At 65.4% G+C, this 21,904-nt stretch carries 30 protein-coding genes; 19 read left to right on the top strand and 11 right to left on the bottom strand.

The genetic code is table 11. The features are described from left to right. Nucleotides 1-130 precede the first annotated feature (130 nt). Together AOT83_RS16340 and AOT83_RS16335 are read left to right on the top strand one after the other, a co-directional pair. Complete coding sequence (locus tag AOT83_RS16340) at nucleotides 131-820, top strand: TrkA family potassium uptake protein (protein ID WP_030093771.1); 690 nt, start codon at nucleotides 131-133, stop codon at nucleotides 818-820. Beyond that, nucleotides 817-1,473 (top strand): TrkA family potassium uptake protein, encoded by a 657-nt coding sequence (locus tag AOT83_RS16335; protein ID WP_030093772.1) that lies wholly within the window; start codon nucleotides 817-819, stop codon nucleotides 1,471-1,473. Before AOT83_RS16340 ends, AOT83_RS16335 begins: the two co-directional genes overlap by 4 nt. Here AOT83_RS16335 and AOT83_RS16330 read toward each other — a convergent pair. Continuing rightward, nucleotides 1,470-2,207, bottom strand: a complete 738-nt coding sequence (locus AOT83_RS16330; RefSeq protein ID WP_057966082.1) for a DUF3159 domain-containing protein — start codon at nucleotides 2,205-2,207, stop codon at nucleotides 1,470-1,472. The genes AOT83_RS16335 and AOT83_RS16330 overlap by 4 nt on opposite strands. After that, nucleotides 2,208-2,579: an OB-fold nucleic acid binding domain-containing protein gene (locus AOT83_RS16325; RefSeq protein ID WP_030093774.1), complete on the bottom strand. Its 372-nt coding sequence runs from the start codon at nucleotides 2,577-2,579 to the stop codon at nucleotides 2,208-2,210. A gap of 226 nt (nucleotides 2,580-2,805) precedes the next feature. On the opposite strand from AOT83_RS16325, the gene AOT83_RS16320 reads away from it, so the two are divergent. Beyond that, entirely contained in the window at nucleotides 2,806-3,468 is a 663-nt protein-coding gene (locus tag AOT83_RS16320) for a hypothetical protein (RefSeq protein ID WP_057966186.1), read from the top strand. A 1-nt stretch (nucleotide 3,469) separates the two neighbouring features. On the opposite strand, the gene sigI is transcribed toward AOT83_RS16320, so the two are convergent. Then, a complete protein-coding gene (gene sigI, locus AOT83_RS16315) occupies nucleotides 3,470-4,348 on the bottom strand; it encodes an RNA polymerase sigma factor SigI (RefSeq protein WP_057966083.1) in 879 nt (292 codons plus the stop codon). 139 nt (nucleotides 4,349-4,487) lie between these two features. Here sigI and AOT83_RS16310 point away from each other — a divergent pair, with 139 nt between their 5' ends. Both AOT83_RS16310 and AOT83_RS16305 read left to right on the top strand, forming a co-directional pair. Continuing rightward, on the top strand, nucleotides 4,488-5,348 hold the full coding sequence (locus AOT83_RS16310; protein WP_057966084.1) for an NAD(P)H-binding protein: 861 nt from the start codon (nucleotides 4,488-4,490) through the stop codon (nucleotides 5,346-5,348). A gap of 38 nt (nucleotides 5,349-5,386) precedes the next feature. After that, complete coding sequence (locus tag AOT83_RS16305; protein WP_081343757.1) at nucleotides 5,387-5,791, top strand: nitroreductase/quinone reductase family protein; 405 nt, start codon at nucleotides 5,387-5,389, stop codon at nucleotides 5,789-5,791. Here the strand turns inward: AOT83_RS16305 and AOT83_RS16300 are convergent. Next, nucleotides 5,788-6,537 carry a DUF3710 domain-containing protein gene (locus tag AOT83_RS16300; protein ID WP_057966086.1) on the bottom strand — a complete coding sequence of 250 codons (750 nt, stop codon included), beginning with the start codon at nucleotides 6,535-6,537 and terminating at the stop codon, nucleotides 5,788-5,790. The genes AOT83_RS16305 and AOT83_RS16300 overlap by 4 nt on opposite strands. Then, the gene (gene dut / locus AOT83_RS16295; protein WP_030093780.1) at nucleotides 6,537-6,989 is read right to left on the bottom strand and encodes a dUTP diphosphatase; all 453 of its coding nucleotides are present in this window, start codon (nucleotides 6,987-6,989) and stop codon (nucleotides 6,537-6,539) included. The genes AOT83_RS16300 and dut overlap by 1 nt, the downstream gene beginning before the upstream one ends. Before the next feature lie 10 nt (nucleotides 6,990-6,999). Here dut and AOT83_RS16290 point away from each other — a divergent pair, with 10 nt between their 5' ends. Then, nucleotides 7,000-7,512 carry a DUF3093 domain-containing protein gene (locus AOT83_RS16290; RefSeq protein WP_057966187.1) on the top strand — a complete coding sequence of 171 codons (513 nt, stop codon included), beginning with the start codon at nucleotides 7,000-7,002 and terminating at the stop codon, nucleotides 7,510-7,512. A gap of 31 nt (nucleotides 7,513-7,543) precedes the next feature. On the opposite strand, the gene AOT83_RS16285 is transcribed toward AOT83_RS16290, so the two are convergent. Continuing rightward, complete coding sequence (locus AOT83_RS16285) at nucleotides 7,544-7,846, bottom strand: DUF4193 domain-containing protein (RefSeq protein WP_005057245.1); 303 nt, start codon at nucleotides 7,844-7,846, stop codon at nucleotides 7,544-7,546. A gap of 201 nt (nucleotides 7,847-8,047) precedes the next feature. On the opposite strand from AOT83_RS16285, the gene cei reads away from it, so the two are divergent. Further along, complete coding sequence (gene cei / locus AOT83_RS16280) at nucleotides 8,048-8,695, top strand: envelope integrity protein Cei (protein ID WP_057966188.1); 648 nt, start codon at nucleotides 8,048-8,050, stop codon at nucleotides 8,693-8,695. Here the strand turns inward: cei and AOT83_RS16275 are convergent. Beyond that, nucleotides 8,692-9,522 carry an inositol monophosphatase family protein gene (locus AOT83_RS16275; RefSeq protein WP_030093783.1) on the bottom strand — a complete coding sequence of 277 codons (831 nt, stop codon included), beginning with the start codon at nucleotides 9,520-9,522 and terminating at the stop codon, nucleotides 8,692-8,694. The genes cei and AOT83_RS16275 overlap by 4 nt on opposite strands. A 158-nt stretch (nucleotides 9,523-9,680) precedes the next feature. On the opposite strand from AOT83_RS16275, the gene AOT83_RS16270 reads away from it, so the two are divergent. The 9 genes from AOT83_RS16270 (at nucleotide 9,681) to AOT83_RS16230 (ending at nucleotide 17,699) form a co-directional block, all read left to right on the top strand. Next, nucleotides 9,681-10,484, top strand: coding sequence for a polyphosphate--glucose phosphotransferase (locus tag AOT83_RS16270; RefSeq protein ID WP_030093784.1), 804 nt, complete (start codon nucleotides 9,681-9,683; stop codon nucleotides 10,482-10,484). Nucleotides 10,485-10,602: 118 nt separating this feature from the next. Beyond that, nucleotides 10,603-12,030 carry an RNA polymerase sigma factor gene (locus AOT83_RS16265; RefSeq protein ID WP_075908652.1) on the top strand — a complete coding sequence of 476 codons (1,428 nt, stop codon included), beginning with the start codon at nucleotides 10,603-10,605 and terminating at the stop codon, nucleotides 12,028-12,030. A gap of 165 nt (nucleotides 12,031-12,195) precedes the next feature. Further along, a complete protein-coding gene (locus AOT83_RS16260) occupies nucleotides 12,196-13,161 on the top strand; it encodes a sulfite exporter TauE/SafE family protein (protein WP_057966087.1) in 966 nt (321 codons plus the stop codon). 134 nt (nucleotides 13,162-13,295) lie between these two features. After that, nucleotides 13,296-14,234, top strand: coding sequence for a hypothetical protein (locus tag AOT83_RS16255; RefSeq protein ID WP_057966088.1), 939 nt, complete (start codon nucleotides 13,296-13,298; stop codon nucleotides 14,232-14,234). Nucleotides 14,235-14,254: 20 nt separating this feature from the next. After that, nucleotides 14,255-14,464 (top strand): hypothetical protein, encoded by a 210-nt coding sequence (locus tag AOT83_RS16250; RefSeq protein WP_030093788.1) that lies wholly within the window; start codon nucleotides 14,255-14,257, stop codon nucleotides 14,462-14,464. A 49-nt stretch (nucleotides 14,465-14,513) separates the two neighbouring features. Continuing rightward, entirely contained in the window at nucleotides 14,514-15,071 is a 558-nt protein-coding gene (locus AOT83_RS16245) for a methylated-DNA--[protein]-cysteine S-methyltransferase (protein ID WP_057966089.1), read from the top strand. A 67-nt stretch (nucleotides 15,072-15,138) separates the two neighbouring features. Then, nucleotides 15,139-15,621 carry a hypothetical protein gene (locus tag AOT83_RS16240; RefSeq protein WP_057966090.1) on the top strand — a complete coding sequence of 161 codons (483 nt, stop codon included), beginning with the start codon at nucleotides 15,139-15,141 and terminating at the stop codon, nucleotides 15,619-15,621. Beyond that, complete coding sequence (locus AOT83_RS16235; RefSeq protein ID WP_057966091.1) at nucleotides 15,618-16,994, top strand: FAD-containing oxidoreductase; 1,377 nt, start codon at nucleotides 15,618-15,620, stop codon at nucleotides 16,992-16,994. The genes AOT83_RS16240 and AOT83_RS16235 overlap by 4 nt, the downstream gene beginning before the upstream one ends. Nucleotides 16,995-17,027: 33 nt before the next feature. Further along, on the top strand, nucleotides 17,028-17,699 hold the full coding sequence (locus AOT83_RS16230) for a VOC family protein (RefSeq protein WP_057966092.1): 672 nt from the start codon (nucleotides 17,028-17,030) through the stop codon (nucleotides 17,697-17,699). On the opposite strand, the gene AOT83_RS16225 is transcribed toward AOT83_RS16230, so the two are convergent. After that, nucleotides 17,688-18,515 (bottom strand): LLM class F420-dependent oxidoreductase, encoded by an 828-nt coding sequence (locus tag AOT83_RS16225; protein ID WP_057966093.1) that lies wholly within the window; start codon nucleotides 18,513-18,515, stop codon nucleotides 17,688-17,690. The two genes, AOT83_RS16230 and AOT83_RS16225, sit on opposite strands and share 12 nt — an antisense overlap. A 56-nt stretch (nucleotides 18,516-18,571) precedes the next feature. Here AOT83_RS16225 and AOT83_RS16220 point away from each other — a divergent pair, with 56 nt between their 5' ends. The 3 genes from AOT83_RS16220 to AOT83_RS16210 are packed head-to-tail and all read left to right on the top strand — an operon-like array spanning nucleotide 18,572 to nucleotide 20,408. Continuing rightward, a complete protein-coding gene (locus AOT83_RS16220; RefSeq protein WP_057966094.1) occupies nucleotides 18,572-18,958 on the top strand; it encodes a RidA family protein in 387 nt (128 codons plus the stop codon). Between the two features lie 50 nt (nucleotides 18,959-19,008). Beyond that, the gene (locus AOT83_RS16215; RefSeq protein WP_057966095.1) at nucleotides 19,009-19,749 is read left to right on the top strand and encodes a GntR family transcriptional regulator; all 741 of its coding nucleotides are present in this window, start codon (nucleotides 19,009-19,011) and stop codon (nucleotides 19,747-19,749) included. Continuing rightward, entirely contained in the window at nucleotides 19,746-20,408 is a 663-nt protein-coding gene (locus AOT83_RS16210) for a sterol desaturase family protein (RefSeq protein WP_057966096.1), read from the top strand. The genes AOT83_RS16215 and AOT83_RS16210 overlap by 4 nt, the downstream gene beginning before the upstream one ends. Here AOT83_RS16210 and AOT83_RS27880 read toward each other — a convergent pair. The 3 genes from AOT83_RS27880 to AOT83_RS16200 are packed head-to-tail and all read right to left on the bottom strand — an operon-like array spanning nucleotide 20,405 to nucleotide 21,889. Next, entirely contained in the window at nucleotides 20,405-20,575 is a 171-nt protein-coding gene (locus AOT83_RS27880; RefSeq protein WP_157858390.1) for a hypothetical protein, read from the bottom strand. The two genes, AOT83_RS16210 and AOT83_RS27880, sit on opposite strands and share 4 nt — an antisense overlap. After that, nucleotides 20,572-21,000, bottom strand: a complete 429-nt coding sequence (locus AOT83_RS16205) for a hypothetical protein (RefSeq protein ID WP_030093797.1) — start codon at nucleotides 20,998-21,000, stop codon at nucleotides 20,572-20,574. The genes AOT83_RS27880 and AOT83_RS16205 overlap by 4 nt, the downstream gene beginning before the upstream one ends. Continuing rightward, nucleotides 20,993-21,889, bottom strand: coding sequence for a DUF692 family multinuclear iron-containing protein (locus tag AOT83_RS16200; RefSeq protein ID WP_057966097.1), 897 nt, complete (start codon nucleotides 21,887-21,889; stop codon nucleotides 20,993-20,995). Before AOT83_RS16200 ends, AOT83_RS16205 begins: the two co-directional genes overlap by 8 nt. Nucleotides 21,890-21,904 lie beyond the last annotated feature (15 nt).

Raw genomic sequence — 21,904 nt, 5'->3', positions numbered from 1 at the left:
AACGCCAACATTAGGCCACGCGAGCAATCGCGGTACGGTCTCACTTGACATCGCTGTGTCGGGTGCCGTGACGCGGCGTTCAGTATTGCGACTGGTACTAAGACGAACGCCTACCCAGAAAGGTCTTCCGGTGCGAGTAGTGGTGATGGGCTGCGGGCGCGTAGGCGCCGCGCTGGCCGGAGGCCTGGCCAGAATCGGCCACGAGGTGGCGATCATCGACAAGGAAGCCTCCGCCTTCAACCGGCTCAGCCCCGAATTCACCGGCGAACGCATCGTCGGCATGGGTTTTGATCGCGACGTTCTATTACGGGCAGGGATCGAGCGGGCACAGGCCTTCGCCGCGGTCTCCTCCGGTGACAACTCGAACATCATCTCGGCCCGGGCGGCCCGTGAGACCTTCGGTGTCGAGCGTGTGGTGGCCCGTATCTACGACGCCAAGCGTGCCGCCGTCTACGAGCGGCTGGGTATCCCCACCGTCGCCACCGTGCCGTGGACGACCGATCGTCTGCTGCACGCCCTCACCAGGGAAAGCGACACCACCAAGTGGCGTGATCCGTCCGGTTCGGTCGTGGTCACCGAACTGGCTCTGCACGAAGAATGGATCGGTAAGCGCATCACGGCACTGGAGACTGCCACCGGTGCGCGCGCGGCCTTCATCATCCGGTTTGGCACGGGCCTGCTTCCCGACGCCAAGACGGTCATCCAGGACAGCGACGAGGTGTACGTCTCCGCGGTGTCGGGACGTGCTGCCGAGGCGATGGCGATCGCGGCGCAGCCACCCGGCGAGGATGCCGACGACGACCACGGGGGTGCCCGATGAAGGTCGCTATCGGAGGCGCAGGGGCCGTCGGTCGCTCCATCGCGCGCGAGCTCATCGAGAGCCGGCACGAGGTCACCCTGCTGGAACGTAACCCCGAGCACATCGACCCCGAGGCGGTACCCGAGGCCCATTGGCGGCTCGGTGACGCCTGCGAGATCAGTCTGCTGGAAGCCGAAGAGCTGCACACCTTTGATGTGGTGATCGCCGCGACCGGTGACGACAAGGCCAACCTGGTGCTGAGCCTGCTCGCCAAGACCGAGTTCGCGGTACCGCGCGTCGTCGCCCGCGTGAACGATCCACGCAACGAGTGGCTCTTCGACGATGCCTGGGGCGTCGATGTCGCGGTATCCACCCCGCGCATGCTGGCCTCCCTCGTCGAGGAGGCCGTCGCCGTGGGCGACGTGGTGCGCCTCATGGAGTTCCGGCGCGGACAGGCCAATCTGGTGGAGATCACCCTCCCCGATGACACCCCGTGGGCCGGTAAGCCGGTGCGAAAACTGGAACTCCCCCGCGACGCGGTGCTGGTGGCGATTCTGCGCGGATCACGGGTCATTCCGGTACAGCCCGACGAGCCCCTCGAAGGCGGCGATGAGCTGATCCTGGTCGCCACCGCGGATATCGAGGACGAGCTCCACCGCGTCGTACTCGGTTAGGGGCTGCTCGGGGATTCCTCGAGCGCGTTGTCGGTGTGACGGCGCACATAACGGATCACCAGCAGCGTGATCAATGCGCCGACGGCCGTCAGTGGCCAGCCCATCGCGATCTTGGTGCCGCCCAGCCAGGCCGTGTTACCCGCCAGGTACAGCCACTGCTGCACCACAAATCGGGTGGCGAACAACACGATCCAGGACACCGTGGCGATATCGAAAGCCATCACGATGCGCCGGTTGGCGCGCCACGACATGTCGCTGCCGGTCGCCCAGCTGTACGCATAGCCGACGATCGGTCGGCGAATGATGACCGACACCAGGAAGACCGTGCCCCAGAAGAAGTTGGCCCAGATCCCAATGAGGAAGTAGCCCTTTGCTTCTCCGAGCAGGTAGGCGATCAGCGCGCTGATACCTACGCTGATGAAACCGGAGAACGCCGGTTGCAGTGACTCGCGCCGGATCAGGCGCCAGATCAGGATCAGGGTCGCCGCGACCAGGGCCGAGACGATCGCGGGCATCAGCGAGGAGACGCTGACCGCGACAACGAAAACGATGACCGGAATCGACGAGTAGACGATTCCCTGCCAACCCCCGGCCTGATGCCACATTTCGTGCAGCGGCGAGCTTCCCGGCTCCTCGGGCTTGGTCCCGGGCACGCTGATCCTCAGATGCGGGCCCTCGTGCGCGTCGGAATCAGCCGAGCCTTCCTCAGGCTCGTGCGATGGGGTCTCCGGCACTTAGCGCTGAATCTCGTAGTACGGGTTGTGAATCACCTTGCCGCCGTTCTCGAGCTTGCCGAGCCGGCCGCGCACCAGCAGGGTGCGGCCCGACTCGATACCCGGAATGCGGCGCTGGCCCAGCCAGACCAGCGTCACGGTGTCGGTGCCGTCGAACAGCTCGGCCTTTACGCCGGCCACGCAGCCCTTGGAGTTGGTTTCTACCGTGCGCAACGTCCCACACATGGTGACCTCTTGGCCCCGCTGACAATCGATGACGCGCTGAGCACCGGTGGCGGCGGCGTCGTCACCGATTTTCTCGGCGTCTACTTGCTCCAGGTCCTCTGTCAGCCGACGAGTTAGTCGACGCAGATAACCGCCTGTGGTAGCCACTTCTCGTCCTGGCCTCTCAACATGCCCGATCGTGTGATCGCTCGTGGAGCCTCTTTGGCGCAAGCGGCTCATCGGTGCAACCGCCACGGTAGACCTTTGCACGCCCCGATGCCAGGCGGCCCCCGGGGTGTCCCGCACACCGGGCAAGATCAGGTGCGTGACGCCCATCAACGGTCTCGCCGCACACGGCCCATCCCCCGAACTGGAGGGCCACACGGCGGTTCTCATGCCCGGCACGGGCTCCGACGACGACTTCATCACCAGGGCGTTCGGCTCCGCGCTCAGCGATGCGGGCGCCGCCCTGATCGCGGTACGTCCGGAGCCGAATGACCTGGTCAACGGCTACCTGCGGGCACTCGATCAGGCAGCCCGCAAAGGCCCGATCGTTGTCGGCGGGATGTCCATCGGCACCGCCGTGGCCCTGACGTGGGCGCTGCAAAACCCCGGGGCCACGGTCGCGGTACTGGCGGCGATGCCGGCGTGGACGGGTAAGCCGGAAAACTCGCCTGCTTCGGTGTCCGCCCGGGTCACCGCGGAATCGCTGCGCACCGACGGGTTGGCGGCGGTGACAGCCGCAATGCAGGCCAGCAGCCCCGCCTGGCTGGGCGCTGAGCTCGCCCGCTCATGGGCCGCCCAGTGGCCCGGCCTGCCCAATGCCATGGATGCGGTGTCGGGCTTTGTGAACCCGACTGCCGACGACATCCGCGGATTGGCCGTGCCGCTGGCGGTGGCGGCGGCCACCGATGATCCGATACATCCCCTCGCGGTCGGCCAGGACTGGGCGTCCTGGGCACCGCGCGGCGCACTGCGCACGTTCACCCTCGATCAGCTGGGCGCGAACCCGTCCTGCCTGGGGCAGGCCTGCGTCGGTGCGCTGAGCGATATTTGAGTCAGAGTCCTCGTGCCGCCGGGTCGGCCGTGGCCTCGATCTTGAGTACCAGGCCGTCACGCACCGTCAAGGTGACGACCGCGAAGAGTCTGCGCTGCATGAAGGCCAGCAGGACGGGTTGCCCGAACGGCCCACCCACCAGAGTGGCGCCATGCCCCAGGTACATGAGCAGATTCGTTGCGACATCGGTGCGTCCGTGGTTGACCTGCGGCGCCGGTGCGGGGTCTCCGATTATGGTGCCGACCCCCCAGACGCTGGAATCCAGCACCCCCATCAGTCCGGACAGATCGCCGTTGGCGCAGGCGGTCACGAACTTTTCGATCAGTTCCCGGTGCTCGGCACCGGTGACATCACCGGTACGCGATGGGGACTGCTGGAATCTGATCCGGGCGCGCCGGGCAAGCTGACGGCACGTGCCCACCGGGCGGCCCACCGTGGACGCGATCTCCTCGAACGGAACTCCGAATACGTCATGCAAGACGAACGCGACCCGCTCGCCGGGACTGAGCGCTCGTAATACCTCCCAGAGGGCGCCTCGCACCTCATCGTCCAGAGTGACCCTGTCGACCGGATCTGCGGTCACCGAAAAATACAGCGGTGCACCGGATTCCACTATCGATGTGATGCCTGTCTGCTCGCGGCGCATACGTGCCGAACGCAGCTGGTCCAGGCACAACCGACCAGTCACCACCGATAACCACGCGCGCGGCTCGTCGATCTGCGTCTCATCCGCGCGGGCCAGCCGCATGAACGCCTCTTGGACGCAGTCCTCGGCATCGCCGACATCTCCGAGCATCTGATAGGCGAGATTCACCAGGTAGGGGTAATGCTCGCGCCAGGCCGCAGCCACCAGCGCGTCGTGCGTCGACGAGGAACTCATGTCACTACGACGATTCCACGGCCCGGAAAGTTACCGATCCCGCCAGTAACTTTCCGCGCTCGCGTCCCGTCGTACTCATGTGGCCGCTTTGGCCGAAACATGCAGAGCCATCCGAACCTCCCGAATTGGAGTATCCGACATGACAATTCTCGTCACCGGCGCAACAGGCAATGTGGGGCGCCCCCTGGTGGATCTACTGGCACGGGCTGGCGCCGAGGTGCGCGCGGTCACCCGCCACCCCGAGCACGCGGATTTCTCGCCGCAGGTGAAATCCATCGAGTCGGCGCGCGCCGGTATCAGCGGCGCCACCGCCGTCTTCCTGAACTCCCGGGCGCTTGGGGAAAATCTCGCCGATTTTGTGGATCAGGCTGTACGCGAGGGAGTTACCCGCCTGGTTGCCCTCTCGGCGATCAACTGCGACGACGACTTCTCCCGGCAACCGTCACGGTTCCGCGGCGACCGAAACAAGGAGGTGGAGCAGTACGCCATCGATTCCGGAGTGGAGTGGGTGAGCTTGCGCCCAACCATCTTTGCATCGAATTTTCTTGGGATGTGGGCGGGCCAGCTCGCAGCGGGCAACGTGGTCCGAGGACCGCATGCGTCCGCCTCAAGTGCCCCGATCGCGGACCGCGACATCTCCGAGATCGCGGCCCACGCGCTGCTCACGGACGATCTCGTCGGGCAGCGCATTTCGCTGACCGGTCCGCAGGCATTCACCAACACCGACCTCGTCGCGGTACTCGGGGATGTTCTGCATCGGCCGTTGGAATACCTACAGGTTTCCGACGATCTCGTGCGTCAGCACTTCACGGGTCTGGGGTTTGCGACCGAGTTCGCCGACGCGTATTTGGCGATGCAGGCTGCCACGGTCACGGTGCCGGCGGTGGTCACGCAGGAGGTGAACCGGATACTCGGGCGTCCCGCGGAGACCTTCGCCGCCTGGGCCGACAGATTCCGGGCCGAGTTCACGCACACCGAGTCCGCACCGCGGAACCGGTGACAACCATGACCAGTATCCCGCCGCGGTGGCTCAAACCGATGAACAAGGTGGTGCGGGCATTTCACCGTATCGGCATCCCGACCGGCCCGGCGATGGTGCTGACCGTCCCCGGCCGCACGACGGGCCGTCCCCGTCCCACACCCATCACACCGTTCGAGATGGACGGTCACCTCTACGCGGTCGGGGGCTATCCGGGCTCGGATTGGCCGCGTAATGCCGCTGCGGCCGGCTCAGGAACCCTCACCCGGCGACACCGTGTCCAGCACGTCAGGATCATCAGCGTGCCGCCCGAGATAGCGCGGCGTGCGCTGCGGGTATTCGCCGTGAAGGTTCCCGTGGGCGTGCGGTTCGCGAAAAACGCCGGACTGGTGCGCCGCGGAACCCCGGATGAGTTCGAGGCGCTGGCCGGAACGCTGTCGGTGTTCCGGTTCGATCCCGACTAGCCGCCGGTGATCGTGGACCGCAGCTGCTGCATGGCCGATCCCGAGACGCTGCGGCGGGCCGCCGGCGTTGGATCGTCCTGCGGTGCGGGCTCCTGAGCGCCGGACTCGGCTTCGGCCTGGGCCATCGCCTGTGCCTGCGCCGCCTGCAGCTGCTCCAGCATCGGTTCGGGCAGCGCGACCGGCAGTGGGGTCCGCACGGGGTACGGGCTGTCATCGCGACGGACGACGGTATCGGCCACCGCGTCGCGGGCCTCCTGCGCCAGTGCGTCGAAGGTCTCGGCGGGACCCTGCAACACGCAGCGGATCATCCACCGGTATCCGTCGACGCCGATGAAGCGCACGGAGCCTCCCTCGGCGACTCCGACGACCTCACGGCCCCACGGACCGTCCGCGATGGAGACCTCGGCGGCCTCCTTGCGGAGCGATTCAGCCAACTCGCCCGCGATCTCGCGCCACAGGCCGGCGGATTTCGGTGCGGCGTACGCGGCCACCGAATAGCGCCCGTTGGGCGTGAGCACGAAAACCGCGCCGGGAGTGCCCGCGGCGGTCAGTTCGACCTGAATCTGGCCGGCCTCGGGCACCGGGATAAGTACCGAACCCAGGTCCAGGCGTCCGACTCCGGCGTCCTCAGGGCTATCGAAATCCTCGATCTCGTATGGGCCGTCCAACGATTCGTCCGACCCCGAAGCGGAGGCGTCGGCCGAATCGTCCAGGTCGTTGAGACCACCACTGCGGTGTAAAGCCATCACAAACTCGCATGTCCGCCGCTGGACCCGTGCCCACCCGTGCCGCGGGTGGTCACCGCCAGACCGGCCTCGTCAAAAGAATCCACTTCAACCAGCTCCGGTAACTCAACCTGCTGAACCAGCAACTGGGCGATCCGGTCGCCACGGGCAATGACGATCGGGGCCTCGGGGTCCAGGTTGATCAGGCTGAGCTTCACCTCGCCACGGTACCCGGCGTCGATGGTGCCGGGACTGTTAACGATCGAAAGACCCACGCGCGCAGCCAGACCCGAGCGGGGGTGCACCAACCCGACCATCCCCGATGGGATAGCCACGGCGATACCGGTACCCACCAGCGCCCGGCGGCCGGGTTCGATCACCAGGTCTTCGGCGCTATAGAGATCTACTCCCGCATCATCGGCATGCGCGCGGGAGGGCAGAGGCAGTTCGCGGTCCAGGCGAACGATGGCCAATCTCGTAGGTGTGGGCACGATCGCCCAGACTACCCTTGGCCGCGTGACGGACTCCCCCAGCGACGCGCCACCCATCCGCTACTCCGAGCGGCTCTGGGTTCCATGGTGGTGGGCGCTGCCCGGCTTCGGCGCGGCAACGCTGCTCGCACTGGAGATCAACCAGAGCATGCGGCAGCTGCCCAACTGGGTGCCGTACCCAATCCTGTTCGCAATTGTCGCGGGAGTCCTGTTGTGGTTCAGCAGGATCCGCGTAGAGGTGACGACCGGCGCGGACGGCGCACCAGAGTTGCGCGCGGGCTCGGCCCACTTACCGGTCAGCGTCATCGCCAAGTCGGCGGCTATCCCGGCCAGCGCGAAAAGTGCGGCGCTCGGCCGCCAACTCGATCCCGCGGCCTTCGTCGTGCACCGCGCATGGATTGGCCCGCTGGTTTTGGTGGTGCTCGACGATGCCGACGATCCCACCCCCTACTGGCTGGTGAGCAGCCGCCACCCCGATCGGGTGCTGGCGGCCCTGCGGAGCTAGTACGCGGCTGGGCCGCGACTAGCGCCGAACCTCAGGCCGCGCAGTCGGTGCAGATCAGCTGGCCGTTCTTCTCACTGGCCAGCCGGCTGCGGTGGTGCACCAGGAAGCAGCTCGAACACGTGAACTCGTCGGCCTGCTTCGGGATGACCCGAACCGAAAGTTCCTCGCCGGACAGGTCGGCACCTGGTAGCTCGAACGATTCGGCGGTTTCCGCCTCATCGACATCGACCACCGCCGACTGTGCTTCGTTACGACGAGCCTTGAGCTCCTCTAACGAGTCCTCTGACACATCGTCGGCGTCGGATCGCCTCGGAGCGTCGTAGTCGGTAGCCATGCGTCCATCCCCTTATCAACATCTCGTCATCAAGCTTCTGCATAGGCGCAGCAAGGCTTTGTACCAGGCTGAAACGGACATCACAAACTATTAGTGCCCGGATCTCGTCGGTTCCTTGTGTGATTTGCATCACACGGTAGTGGACGCCCCGTCTATTTCGTCGTCTGTCGCCGGGAAGTCCGCTGGCCTAGAGTGCCATCCGTGGTCGCAGACATCACCGAGGGCACCTCGGTAGACAAGTACGGGCGCCCGTTTCGCCGCCGGAACTATTTGCCAGCCCTATGCGTGGGGATAGCGCTCCTGGTCGTCACCGTGTTCGTCTGGGCCTCGGCGCTCACCCGGGAAGCGCCGGTCAAAGAGGCGACGGCATGTAACCCGCCCGCTCAGCAGACCGAACCCGGCTCCGGAACCATCGGTAAGCCGGTGTCGCGGTCCTCGCTGTCAGGAACCAGCCCCGCCATGCTCAACGACGTCAGGGCGCGTGTCCTCAACGCCAACGGCCAGGCCGGTCAGGCCGGGGACGTATCGGCCACGCTGCGCGACCTGGGATTCCCCTCACCGACCGCCGATAACGACCCGTTCTACCCCAGCGGATCCCGCCTGAACTGCGTCGGGCAGATCCGGTTCGGGGAGTCCGGGTACGCCAACGCACTGACGCTCTCGCTGGTCGCGCCGTGTGTGGAGTTCATCGAAGACACCCGATCCGACAATTCGGTGGATCTCGCCCTTGGCAGTGAGTTCACCGAGCTTGCCTCAGGCAATGCGGTCACCTCGGCGCTCAACAGCCTCAAATCCGGTAACCAGGCCAACTCTGATTTCATCCTCAAGGCCCGGCAGAGCACCTGTTAGCCGGGAATCGGCGTCATCGCGCCGATATCGGTGAGGAGATGACCGAACTCCTCGGCGATTCCGGGTGCCGCGGCCGAGATGAGCGCGCCGTCGGCGCTCACCGCATCCTTGCCCGGCAACACCAGTACGGCACCGGCCTCGCGTGCGATGAGGGCGCCTCCCGCCCAGTCCCAGGGCCCCAGCCCATGTTCGTATTGGGCATCGACGCGCCCCTCGGCCACCGCACACAGATCCAGTGCTGCCGACCCGATCCGCCGCACGTCACGCACCTTGGGCAACACCTGCGCGACCAGCTGCGCCTGACGTTCCCGCCGCACCGCCGAATAGGCGAAGCCCGTGGCCACCAGCGCAAGCCGCGTCTCCCGGATCGGATTGCACTCCAACGGCCACTGCAGGCCATTGGCCTCACGCACGGTGGCACCGTGGCCTGACGCCGCCGAGAAGACGCGATCGGCCGCGATATCGGCCACCGCAGCCGCCACCGTCACTCCGTCGACCTGTGCGGCCACCGACACGGCGTAGGCAGGAATGCCGTAAACGAAGTTCACCGTGCCGTCGATCGGATCGATCACCCAGCGCACGTGCCCAGCGCCCGCCTCCGGCGACGAACCGCCGGTCTCGCCGTCCTCCTCCCCCAGGATGGAGTCATCGGGGCGCAACGCCGATAGCCGGCGACGCAGCAGCCGTTCGCAGTCGGTGTCCACCAGGGTCACCGGATCGGTGTCGGAGGTCTTGGTCCGTACGGACGTCGCCCAATCGGCGCTTCCACGACGATGCCGCACGAATTCGGCGGCCTCCGAGGCCAGCCGTACCGCCACCGAACGCAGCGCTCCCGCTTCGATTCCCACGCGTCTATCGCAGCACAGGCGCGAGCAACACGCGCGGCGTCCCCCGGGGCATTAGGGTGTCACTCGCATTCCGTGCATTCCGGCTGTGTTCGCGGCCCGCTCCGCGAACCAGGCAGACCCAGAACCAAGGAGCGCCGATGACCGCCACCGAATCCGGGCTGGCCGCACCCGCGACGGGAGCCGGCACGTCCGAGCAGCGCGGTTTCGGAATCGACGTCGGCGGCAGCGGTATCAAAGGCGCGATCGTGGACCTGACAACCGGCGAGATGATCGGCGAGCGGGTGAAGTACCCGACGCCCCAGCCCGCCACGCCGAAGGCTGTCGCCGAGACCATCGCCACAGTCGTGCGTGATTTCTCGTGGACCGGACCCGTCGGTGTGACCTACCCGGGTGTGATCGTGCATGGCGAGGCACGCACCGCCGCGAACGTCGACAAATCATGGCTGGGCGTCAACGTCCACGACATCATCAGCGCCGAATTGGGTGGCCAAACCGTTGCCGTGCTCAATGACGCCGATGCCGCCGGGCTCGCCGAGGATCGGTACGGCGCGGGCAAGGATCAGTCAGGCGTCGTCGTGCTCTTGACGTTCGGGACCGGAATCGGATCCGCGGTCCTGCACAATGGAGTCCTGTTGCCCAACACCGAGTTCGGACACATCGAGGTCGGCGGCATGGAGGCCGAACATCGTGCCGCGTCATCGGTCAAGGAAAAGAACGACTGGAGCTACAAGCAGTGGGCGCCCGAGGTCACCAAGGTCTTGGAGGCGGTGGAGAACGCACTGTGGCCCGACCTGTTCATCGTGGGTGGGGGCATTAGCCGCAAGGCCGACAAATGGGTGCCGCTGCTGACCAATCGCACCCCGGTGGTGGCGGCTGCTCTGCAGAACACGGCGGGAATCGTCGGCGCGGCGATGGCCGCACACGCTGGCGTTTCACCTTAGCTTTTTCACAGGTTCTGCGGTGTTGTCGTTACAATGGCAGACAGCGATGTAACACCTAGCCGCACGCGGGTCCCCCACGTTCGCGGCGAACATCAAGCAGACAGCCGAATTCTCGATTTTGCATGCCCATGCTCGTCGACGAAGCAGCCAGGAAAGGGCGTCAGTGGCAGCCACGAAAGCAGCAGCTCCGGAAACCGAAGCGGCCAAGAAGGCACCGGTGAAGGCTGCCGTCAAGGCACCGGCCAAGAAGGCACCGGCCAAGAAGGCGCCCGCTAAGGCTGCGACCAAGGCCCCCGCCAAGAAGGCGGCGCCCGCGAAGAAGGCCCCCGCCAAGAAGGCGCCGGCCAAGAAGGCTGCGGCCAAGGCAGTCGATCCCTCCCTCGAACCGCAGGGCAGCCCCGAGGACGCCGACATCGAGCCCGGCGAGGATCTGGACCCCGACCTCGCCGACGATGTGGACATCGAGGCGGACCTCGCCGAGGTTGCCGCCGATCCCGATCCCGAGCCCGAGGCTGAGGCCGAAGGTGACGAGCCCTCCGAGAAGGACAAGGCCTCAGGCGATTTCGTCTGGGACGAGGAAGAGTCCGAGGCGCTGCGCCAGGCCCGTAAGGACGCCGAGCTCACCGCTTCCGCGGACTCGGTCCGCGCCTACCTCAAGCAGATCGGCAAGGTGGCCCTGCTCAACGCCGAAGAGGAAGTTGAGCTGGCCAAGCGGATCGAGGCAGGCCTTTACGCGACCCAGATCGTCACCGAGCTGGCCGAGAAGGGCGAGAAGCTTCCGGCTGCACAGCGCCGTGACATGTCCTGGATCTGCCGTGACGGTGATCGCGCCAAGAACCATCTGCTGGAGGCCAACCTGCGTCTGGTGGTCTCGCTGGCCAAGCGCTACACCGGCCGCGGCATGGCGTTCCTGGACCTCATCCAGGAAGGCAACCTGGGTCTGATCCGTGCGGTCGAGAAGTTCGACTACACAAAGGGTTACAAGTTCTCGACGTACGCGACCTGGTGGATCCGTCAGGCCATCACCCGCGCGATGGCTGACCAGGCCCGCACCATCCGTATCCCGGTGCACATGGTCGAGGTCATCAACAAGCTCGGCCGCATTCAGCGTGAGCTGCTGCAGGACCTGGGCCGCGAGCCCACGCCCGAAGAGCTGGCCAAGGAAATGGACATCACGCCGGAGAAGGTGCTGGAGATCCAGCAGTACGCGCGTGAGCCCATCTCGCTGGACCAGACCATCGGTGACGAGGGCGACTCCCAGCTCGGTGACTTCATCGAGGACTCCGAAGCCGTGGTCGCGGTGGACGCGGTGTCCTTCACCCTGCTGCAGGATCAGCTGCAGTCGGTACTGGAGACGCTTTCCGAGCGTGAGGCCGGCGTGGTGCGTCTACGCTTCGGTCTGACCGACGGCCAGCCGCGCACGCTCGACGAGATCGGTCAGGTGTACGGGGTGACCCGTGAGCGCATCCGGCAGATCGAGTCCAAGACCATGTCGAAGCTGCGCCACCCGAGCCGTTCACAGGTGCTGCGCGACTACCTGGACTAAGCCTTTTCCGCTCCGCACGGGGACGGGATCTGTGGGTCTCACAGCGGGTTGACAGGACAGTCACAGGTTTCGATCACGGTAAGAACAACCGGCGAATTCGGAACCTGTCACCTCTACTGTCGAAACTCCTGCTAGACGCACAAATACCCGCCAGGAGCACCTCCCGTGATCAAACTTCTCATCTTTACCCTTGTGGGTCTTGGCGCCCAGATCGTCGACGGGACGCTCGGGATGGCGTTCGGGGTCACGGCGACGACCCTGCTGGTGTTTACCGGAGTCGGTGCTGCCCATGCGAGCGCCGCCGTACATTTTGCGGAGGTCGCCACCACCCTCGCCTCGGGTGTTTCGCACTGGCGGTTCGGCAATGTTGACAAGCGAGTCCTGTTGCGGCTGGGCGTACCCGGCGGCATCGGCGCGTTCCTCGGTGCGACCGTGCTGTCACGGTTGTCCACGGAATCCGCGGCCCCGATCACGGCGGGGATTCTGCTGGCCATCGGCGTCTACCTCATCTACCGATTCAGCACCAACCCGCCGCGTGGCAACTACGCGCCGACGACGCCGTTCTCGGCGAGGTTCCTGGCCCCGCTGGGCCTGTTCGGCGGATTTATCGACGCCTCCGGTGGCGGCGGCTGGGGGCCCATCACCACAAGCACCTTGCTCACTAGCGGAAAGGCCGCACCTCGCACGGTGATCGGCTCGGTGAGCGCATCGGAATTCATCGTTGCTGTCTCGGCGAGCATCGGCTTCCTGTTCGGCCTCGGCTCCGAGTTCTTCAACAACCTGATCGTGATCGCCGGGCTAGCCCTGGGCGGTGTGATCGCCGCGCCCATCGCGGCCTGGCTCGTCTCGCGCGTCAACTCGGTGGTGCTCGGCACCGCGGTCGGCGGCATCCTGGTGCTCACCAACGCCCGCACCCTACTGCGGTACTTCGATACTCCGGACTCAGTACGTACGCCCATCTACCTGGCGATCGTCATCGCCTGGGTGGCACTGGTCGCGTACACATGGCGCAAGGCCACACTGACCCCCGCCGAAGCCTCCGGAGATCTCAGCGAGATCGCAGCGAGCGCCGAACCCCAAGGGGCGCTGGCAGACACACCCGGCGAGGACATCGCTCCCGCACCCAAGTAGCACAGCCGACAACCAGGCCTGCACAGATCGAAGCGCGAATGGAGTAGCCCGCTACGCATGTCGAGCGGCCCCGCTCAGCCACAGCATGGTGCCACCCCGGTGATAGTCATCGGGCTGGAATCGAAGGACACACCATGACCGCAACACTCGAGAAGGAAGTGACCGCTCCGGCCCCCCTGGACGGCGAGGTCGCCGACCGGCGCAGCAAATTTCGCAAGCTGACCGCCGAGACCGCCAAGGACCCATATGCAGAACGGGCGTTCCTAGCATCGAAGCTGGCTGTGCTGCAATCACATCCGAAGCTTTCGGCGGCCACCCGCCGCGAGGCCGAGGAAACACTGGCCGAGGCTGCCGGGGTGGCGGACATCGCGGAACTGGCCGCGGGGATAACCCCACCCCCAGGCGGTGTCGGCTACGGCATGTTCTACACGAACAGCTTTCGCACCCGCTTCGCCCGCGGTACCTCGTTCTACTACGAGATCGTCTGCCCACACCAGCCCGGCGGGAACGTGGCCGACTACCTGTATCTGACCGCCACCAACCGGGCGCAAAAGGGTGTCGAGGCGTTCGTCTCCTATCACGCGCAGGACATCGCCCGCTTCAAGGTGTTCGATTGGGCACGCTCGGATCACTGGCAGACCGACATTCCGTTCGCGAACCTGACGGCATACCTGCGCAGCACCTCCTCGCACGGCTGGGGTCTACAGACCCTGCTCGTCTGGAATCAATCGTTCGAAATCGCACCGAACCGGTGGCGCAACGAGGTGCTGCTGCACAACCGTGCGGCAAACCGCTGGGATCTGGTGTACCGCTTCGATTATCAATCCACGACCGCCGAACAGACCTCCGGATGGGTGGGCAGCTGGGGACCGATCGTCGAGACGTTCCAGAACAGCTACACCAGCACCCGCTGGCTCGGATTCCTCAACACGATGCTGGTGGGCCGCGACGCGGCCGGAACCTGGGGCCAATGGGCGCTGCTGCGCGCGGCCGAGTCGACGATTCGCAATGACGGACATGGATTCTCGCCACTATTCCTGGACCCGAATTACTCTTTCGTGGTCAAGAGTTGATCGAGCAGGAGCAGCCGATCATGAGTGATAACGGATCGCCTCCCCCTCCCGGTACCGGCCCCATCGCCGACCGTCGGCAGGAGTTCGAAGAACTCAGCCGCCGGCACCGGGAGAGGGCGGATGAGCGCGCGTTCATCGAGCACAAGATCGAGATCGTCACGAGCGATCCCGATCTCAGCGCCGAGGAAAAGGCTGCCGCGATCGCGGAGCTGCGGCGCGCGCTGGAATGACGGTCGCGACACCCCACGGCGCGGACCCACCGGCGGCGACAACCTGTCGGTGGGTCCGGCCATACTAGGCAGCGTGAGCACTGTCGGCCATTGCTTCTTCGACACCGCCATTGGCGCCTGCGCCATCGCATGGAGCGACAGCGGCGTCGTCGCGCTACAGCTGCCCGAGCACGACGATGCGGCCACCCTGGCCAGGATCCGGCGTCCCCCGGGAAGCGAACTGGCGCCGCCGCCCTTCGTGGCCGAAGCGATCGACGGCCTGAAGCGTGTCCTTGCCGGTGAGGACGACGATCTGCAATGGGTTCAACTGGACCTTGACGGCATCACCGATTTCGATCGCGAGGTCTACGCGGTAACAAGGGCCATCGGTCCCGGCTCGACCCGCAGCTACGGTGAGGTGGCAGCAGCCGTCGGTGCACCGGGCGCAGCGCAGGCCGTCGGACAGTCATTGGGCCGCAATCCGATTCCGCTACTTGTCCCCTGCCATCGCGTGCTGGCCGCCGATCACAGCCTGCATGGCTTCTCCGCGTACGGCGGCGTGGTGACCAAACGGGAACTACTCAAGCTCGAACACACCCCAGGGTTCGACGACCCCACACTGTTCTGACGCGCGCGCAGCGCCACGGGTCTACGCTCTAGCGCATCAAGCTCCAGCTGACGCATCGGGAGAACCCATGACCAGTTTGTATATCGCTGCCCTTCTCATCGGAATCGTTGCGGGCCTGCGCGCGATGACTCCTCTCGCCGTGCTGAGCTGGGCCGCCTTTGCCAAATGCCTTCTACTAGAGGGCACCTGGGCTTCTTTTCTGGCAAGCCTGATCGTCGCCATCGTCGCCACTGTCTTGGCCGTCGGTGAGATCGTCAACGACAAGCTGCCCAAGACCCCAAGCCGCAAGGCGCCGCCCGCGTTCGCGGCCAGAGTGGTGCTCGGCGCCTTTTACGGGGCGGTGTTCGGCACGCTGGCGGGCGGAACCTCCCCCGGGCTCATCATCGGACTTCTACTCGGAGCGCTCGGCGCGGTGATCGGCACGCTCGGCGGGGCGTGGGCACGCGGTCAGCTGGCCGCGGTCTTCGGTAAGGATCTGCCGGCCGCACTGACCGAGGACGCGGTCACCGTTGTCGCGGCAGTAGCCATCACCGTCGCGCTCGCCGGATGAGCGCACATTTTGACGCCGTCGTCGTCGGCGCCGGTCAAGCTGGCCCCTCTCTGGCCGCGCGCCTACGCAACGCGGGGATGACGGTGGCGATCGTGGAACGACATCTCTTCGGTGGCACCTGTGTGAACACCGGCTGTCGCCCCACCAAGGCGCTGGTCGCCAGCGCGCATGCCGCCCACATGGCGCGAGACGCGGCGCGCTGGGGAGTGATCCTGGACGGCTCGGTGAGCATGGACATGGCCCGGGTGCGGGAACGCAAGGATTCGGTGATCTTGCCCTCGCGCAACGGCGGTGAGAAGTGGCTCAAGGACCTGGGCTGTACGATCTATCACGAGCACGCACGCTTCATCTCCCCCACCGAGCTCGCCGTGGGCGACGAAATCGTCTCCGCCGACAAGGTGTTTCTGAATGTCGGCGGCCGGGCGGTCGTGCCGGACTGGCCCGGTGTCGATGATGTGCCGCTGTTGACCAACAGCTCACTCATCGAATACGACGGCATCCCCGAACATCTCGTCGTTATCGGCGGCAGCTATGTCGGGCTGGAATTCGCGCAGATCTATCGCCGGTTCGGCAGCCAGGTCACCGTGGTGCATCGCGGACCACGGCTCGTCGAACGCGAAGATCCCGACGCCTCGGCGATCATCCAGGAAGTCCTGGAACGTGAAGGAATCTCCTTCCGGCTCAACGCCTCCTGTATCAGCCTGTCCCATCAAGACGACGGGGTCGGCGTCGGCGTCGACTGCACCCAGGGCGCGCCCGAGGTGATCGGGTCCCATGTGCTGGTCGCCGTGGGGCGCCGGCCCAACACCGATGACCTTGGCCTGGAGAACGCCGGTGTCGCCACGGACGACCGGGGGTACATCACGGTGGACGATCAGCTGCGCACCAATGTGCCGGGCATCTGGGCGCTGGGCGACTGCAACGGCCGCGGAGCCTTCACACACACCTCCTACAACGACTTCGAGATCGTCGCCGCGAACCTGCTCGACGATGATCCACGCCGGGTCACCGATCGGCTGCCCTGCTATGCCCTGTACACCGATCCGCCGCTGGGCCGAGTCGGTATGACCGAGACCCAGGCGCGTGCCTCCGGACGCACCGTGCTTGTGGGCCGCAAGCCGATGAGTCAAGTGGGTCGCGCCATCGAGAAGGGCGAAACCGACGGCTATATGCAGGTTTTGGTGGAGGCCGATACCGACCTCATCCTCGGTGCGACCATCTTGGGCGTGGGCGGCGACGAGGTGGTGCACTGCCTGCTCGACACCATGCAGTACGGCGTTCCCGCGCGCGCACTTCAGCGCACCGTGCACATCCATCCCACCGTCGCGGAGTTTCTGCCCACGATCCTGGGTGATCTGCAACCGCTTGCTTGATCTCAAGGGCGCTTGAGACCCTAGCCTCGTGTCATGAAGATCCACGATGTGCAGATCACTGCCACCGACGTACCCGCCGCTGCCCGTTTCTACTCCGAAACCCTGGGATTGCCGGTACAACTGGATGGCGATCGCGCCACGGTCCGCATCGGGGACAGCACGCTGACGATGCTTCCCGGTCCCGCGTATCACGGCGCGCATCACATCGCGTTCACGATTCCCGCGGGAAGCCTCGACGCCGCCAAGGAATGGCTCTCAGCCCGGGTGGCCCTGCAGACCGACGGTCAATGGCACGACGAATTCGGCTGCGCACCCAACTGGCAGGCCCGCAGCATCTACTTCACCGGACCCGATGACGCGGTGCTCGAGCTCATCGAGCGCAACATTCTGGACAATCGCATCGACCATCCGTTCGGCATCAACGATATTCGTCATCTCAGCGAGGTCGGTTTCGGCGTATCCGATGTGCTGGAGACCCAGCGGCTCATCCGTGACAAGCTGGGTCTGCTGCCGTTCGGAGAACCAACCCCCGGTTTTGGTCCGGTCGGCGATCACGACGGCCTGTTCATCCTGGTTCCCTCGGATATCACCTGGCGCCCCGAATACCGGATGCCTCCGGCCGCCGCGCCGACCATCGTCACCGCCGATGTCCCCACCGCGCTGGACATCGGCGAGCACTACGCGATTCAGCCGCTAGGAGCGTGAGTCCCGCCAGGCCAGCGGTGCATCGAGCACCGAGAGGTCATAGTCGGGGTCCGGGTTGATCCCGAGAGTGAACAACGTGGCCCCCGCGTCGGCATACGCATCCGCTTCCGCAGTGGTCAGGCCCTCCGGACCGAGTCCCCAACTGGTGGAACGTTCGATCTCGTTGTGGTCCCTGCCGATTCGTTCCGCTTCGGCGATCAAGATGTCGTTCTTACGCCGATAGGTGTCAATATCGGCGAACGCATGCCAAATGTGCGCGTGGCGCGCCACCAACGGAATGGTGCGCTTCTCTCCCCCGCCGCCGATCAGGATGGGGATGGGCCGCACCGGTGGCGGCAACAGCTGACCCAACCGGTTTTCGATCCGAACTAGGCTTTCCTCGAACAGATCGAAGCGTGAACCTGTCGTGCCGAACTCGTATCCATAGGTGGTGTAGTCCTTTTCGTACCAACCGGCACCGACGCCAAGAATCACCCGGCCGTCGCTGATGTGGTCGACCGTCCGTGCCATATCGGCCAGCAAATCGGGATTGCGATAACCCACACCGGTCACCAGGAGCCCGATCTCAACCCGGGAGGTGATCTCGGCCCATGATCCGAGGGCCGTCCAGCCCTCGAAGTTGTTGACGTCGGGCTGTATCTCATCGAGCACCACACCGTCGGAGCCGATGGTTCCGGCGGGCCAATGGAAGTGGTCGTAGCCGAAGATGACGTCGACTCCCTTGTCCTCTGCGCGGAGCACGGCGTCTCGCCACTGTCTGTAGCTGTGGGCTTGCGCTGGTCGAATCTGAATACCAATGCGGATGGGTCTCGTCACATCGCAGTGCAATTAATCGATCGCCGCCGGTATTCCCCGCCGCTTACGCTGCCGCCATGGAACGCGTGAACATTTCGTCGGGCGGCGAATGGGAAGCAGCGGTCGGTTACGCGCGCGCGGTGCGGGTTGGCCCGCACGTCGCCGTCGCCGGCACCACGGCAGCGCGGCAGGGCCAAGCGCCAGTGGGCGGTGACGACATCGTCGAACAGACCCGCGAGGCGCTGCGCCGAGTCGAGTCGGCACTTAGCCAAGCGGGCGCCACCCTGGGCGATGTCGTACGCACCCGCATCTTCGTCACTGATATCGGGCGGTGGCGTGAGGTCGGTTTGGCCCACGGCGAGTTTTTCGGCGATATCCGCCCGTCAGCCACCATGGTCGAGGTGTCGGCGCTCATCGATCCGGCGCTGCTGGTCGAGATCGAGGCCGATGCCATCACCGACTAAATTGGTCAGACCACTAGACCTCTTACCAATCTCGGTGCTACTGTGACGGCATGGCACTGCAGCCGATCGCCCGGCAGTCGATACCCGATGAGATATTCAGCCAGCTCGCGGCGCAGGTCCTCACCGGTGACCGCACCCCGGGTGACACGCTGCCCAGCGAGCGCGCCCTCGCCGAAGCCCTCGGGGTGTCTCGCACCGCGGTCCGCGAAGCGCTGGGCCGGTTGGAGCGCTCGGGCCTGATTCACATCCGTCAGGGCGGGTCCACGGTGATCCGGGATTACCGCAGCGACGCCGGATTCGACGTGCTGCCACTACTACTCGCCTACGGCGGCGATGTGGATCGCCGCACACTGGCAAGCGTCATCGAGGCCCGGGCCATCATCGGCCCCCAGGTGGCGCGCCTGGCCGCTCAACGATCTCACCAGGATCCCGGTGTCGCAGATCGGCTGCGCGCAATGACCGCCGACCTGGAAGCGGAAAACGATCCGCTACAACGCATGTGGCAAGCGCTCGGGTTCTGGGAGCTAGTCATCGACACCGCCGACTCGATTGCCTTCCGGCTGGTGTTCAACACCATGCGCGACTCGTATGTGCGGGCGCTGGACGTGCTCGTCAACGTGATGGCCGCCGAAGTCGGCGACATCGGCCACTACCGCGCGCTCGCCGATGCCATCGCCACGCAAGATGCAGACGCCGCGCAAGAGGCCGCCGTTGCCATGCTTGCATTGGGCACCAAGGCATTTGACGAACTCCTGGAGCAACTCATGGACGAATCGGAGAACCGGAAATGACCCGCGCCGCACGTAAGTCGATGACTCTGCGCGATGCCCTTGTCGAATTCGTCAAGCACCCCACCCCATGGATGCTTGTCGTATGGTCCGCAGCTCAACTGGGCGCCAGACTCTCCGTCGGTGGCTGGACAATTGCCGATGCCATTACACCCGTTGTGCTGGTAGCGATCTCGCCCATCGCCGAGTGGCTGATCCACGTCGGGATCCTGCATTGGCGCCCGCGCTCGGTGGGGCCGGTGAAAATCGACTCGCGGCTCGCCCGTGATCACCGCCTGCATCATCAGGATCCGCGGGACATCCCGCTGGTGTTCATTCCCTGGCCGAGCCTGGTCGTGGTGATCATCGGATTGACCCTGGCCGCGCTTTTTGCGTTCCCGCGCACGGGACTTGGGCTCACCTTCGCACTCACAGTGGCGTTGTTCCTGGTGTTCTACGAGTGGACTCACTACCTCGTCCATACCGACTACAAACCGCGTCACACGATCTATCGGGCGGTCTGGCGAAACCACCGGTACCACCACTTCAAGAATGAGAACTACTGGTTTACCGTCACCAGCTCGGGAACCGCCGACCGACTGCTCGGAACCTATCCTGATCCACAACAGGTGCAGTCTTCACCGACGGTACGAAATCTGCACGCGTCCAGCATTACTGGCTAGCTCCCGGCGTCCGGCCCGTAGCTGGCACCTGAGTAGCCGGTCTGTTGATGATCCGGGGCATCAGGGTGATTTCGCGGCCGACTACCCGAATTGGTCACCACCAGGAACCCCAGCCCAACGACCAGCAGCACTGCCACCGTCGCTATGACGATGACAGCGGTCATCATGCCTCGGCCCGCTCCGGCCGTAATGCGAAGTAACGCAGCTTCTTTCCAAATGCGATCTGAAGTTCCCGCCGCCCGCCGCGACGCACGAGCGCGATCCGGCGAAGCCCCTCGGCAACCTCGCGATCCATCATCCAGTCGCGCAGACGCGGCAGCTCGTAACTGTATGTGCGGAACTCTTTGGCGTCACACAGCACGCAGCACCGCATGGAGTGCAGGCGCGCGTACTGCTCGAATTCGTACTCCCAGTTGGGCAGTTCAGCGAGCCACGGCACCGCATTGGCGACATCGAAACGCCGCTTGCTGCGCAGCTGCACACCGGCGGTCAGCGCCGTGTACTCGTCGAAACCCGACGGGGCATTGCCGGCAAGCAGGTCCGACAGCACCGACAGTTGCCGACGCCGCAAGACCTCGCGGTTGTCAAGCATGAACAACACCGGCCTTGATCGCCTGACGGACCACCGAAAGGTCAGTGCTTACGCTGGCTTCGTCGATGGACCCATCACGCTCGATCAGCACGCCCAGGCCGCGGCCCGAGGTGAGCACCACGAGCTCGGTGAGCAGATCCGCCACCGGATCGATGATGGTGTCGGAGTGGGTGTCCCAGTACAGGTCGCCCTCGAACCGGCCACCGGCGATGTGCACATACGCGACACGCTCGATCGGGAAACGGCGCAGCATCGCAACAGGGTCGGTGCCCGAGGCGACTGCTGTCGCATACAGGTTGGGCACGTCGAGCACCAGCCAACAGCCGGTGCGCCGGGACAGTTCCCGCAGGTAGTCGGGCTCGCTCAGCTCGTTCTCGGGCCACTGCAAGGTGGTGGCCACATTCTCCAGCGCCAACGGCACACCGAGGTCGTCTTGCACTCGGGAAACGTTGTCCACCAACACATCCAAAGCCAATGTGGTGCGCGGCGGAGCCACCAGGTGCCCCGCCTCGAGCACGCCGCGCTGGCCCCCACTTTCGAAGCCTGCCCGCACGAACGCCACATGCTCGCTGACCATCGGAGCATTCAGTTCCGCGGCCAGGGCGGCCAGGTGCTTGACGCGCTTGGCGTCAGGCAGATCGGCTCCGGCAAGACCCAATGACACACCGTGCGGCACGACGACGGTGCCCGCCTCACGAAGGCGCATCAGTTCGACCGGCAGCGCTCCCGGACGAAAGTTCTCGGCGACGATCTCGGTGAAGGCGAGACTCAGAGCATCGTCTGTGACGGCACCCTGGTTGAACATCGCAGCAAGCTCTGGACGCCACGAGGCGCCAACCGCGGGCTCATCGGCCAGCACGGTCTTAAGCGGGTGATTTGAAGAGGCCACCGCGGTTACCCCCTT

This window comes from Mycobacteroides sp. H001, assembly GCF_001440005.1.
Classification (GTDB): Bacteria; Actinomycetota; Actinomycetes; order Mycobacteriales; family Mycobacteriaceae; genus Mycobacterium; species Mycobacterium gwanakae.
The sequence above is the reverse complement of the archived record's forward strand: the minus strand, read 5'-3'. Positions and strand labels throughout refer to the sequence as shown.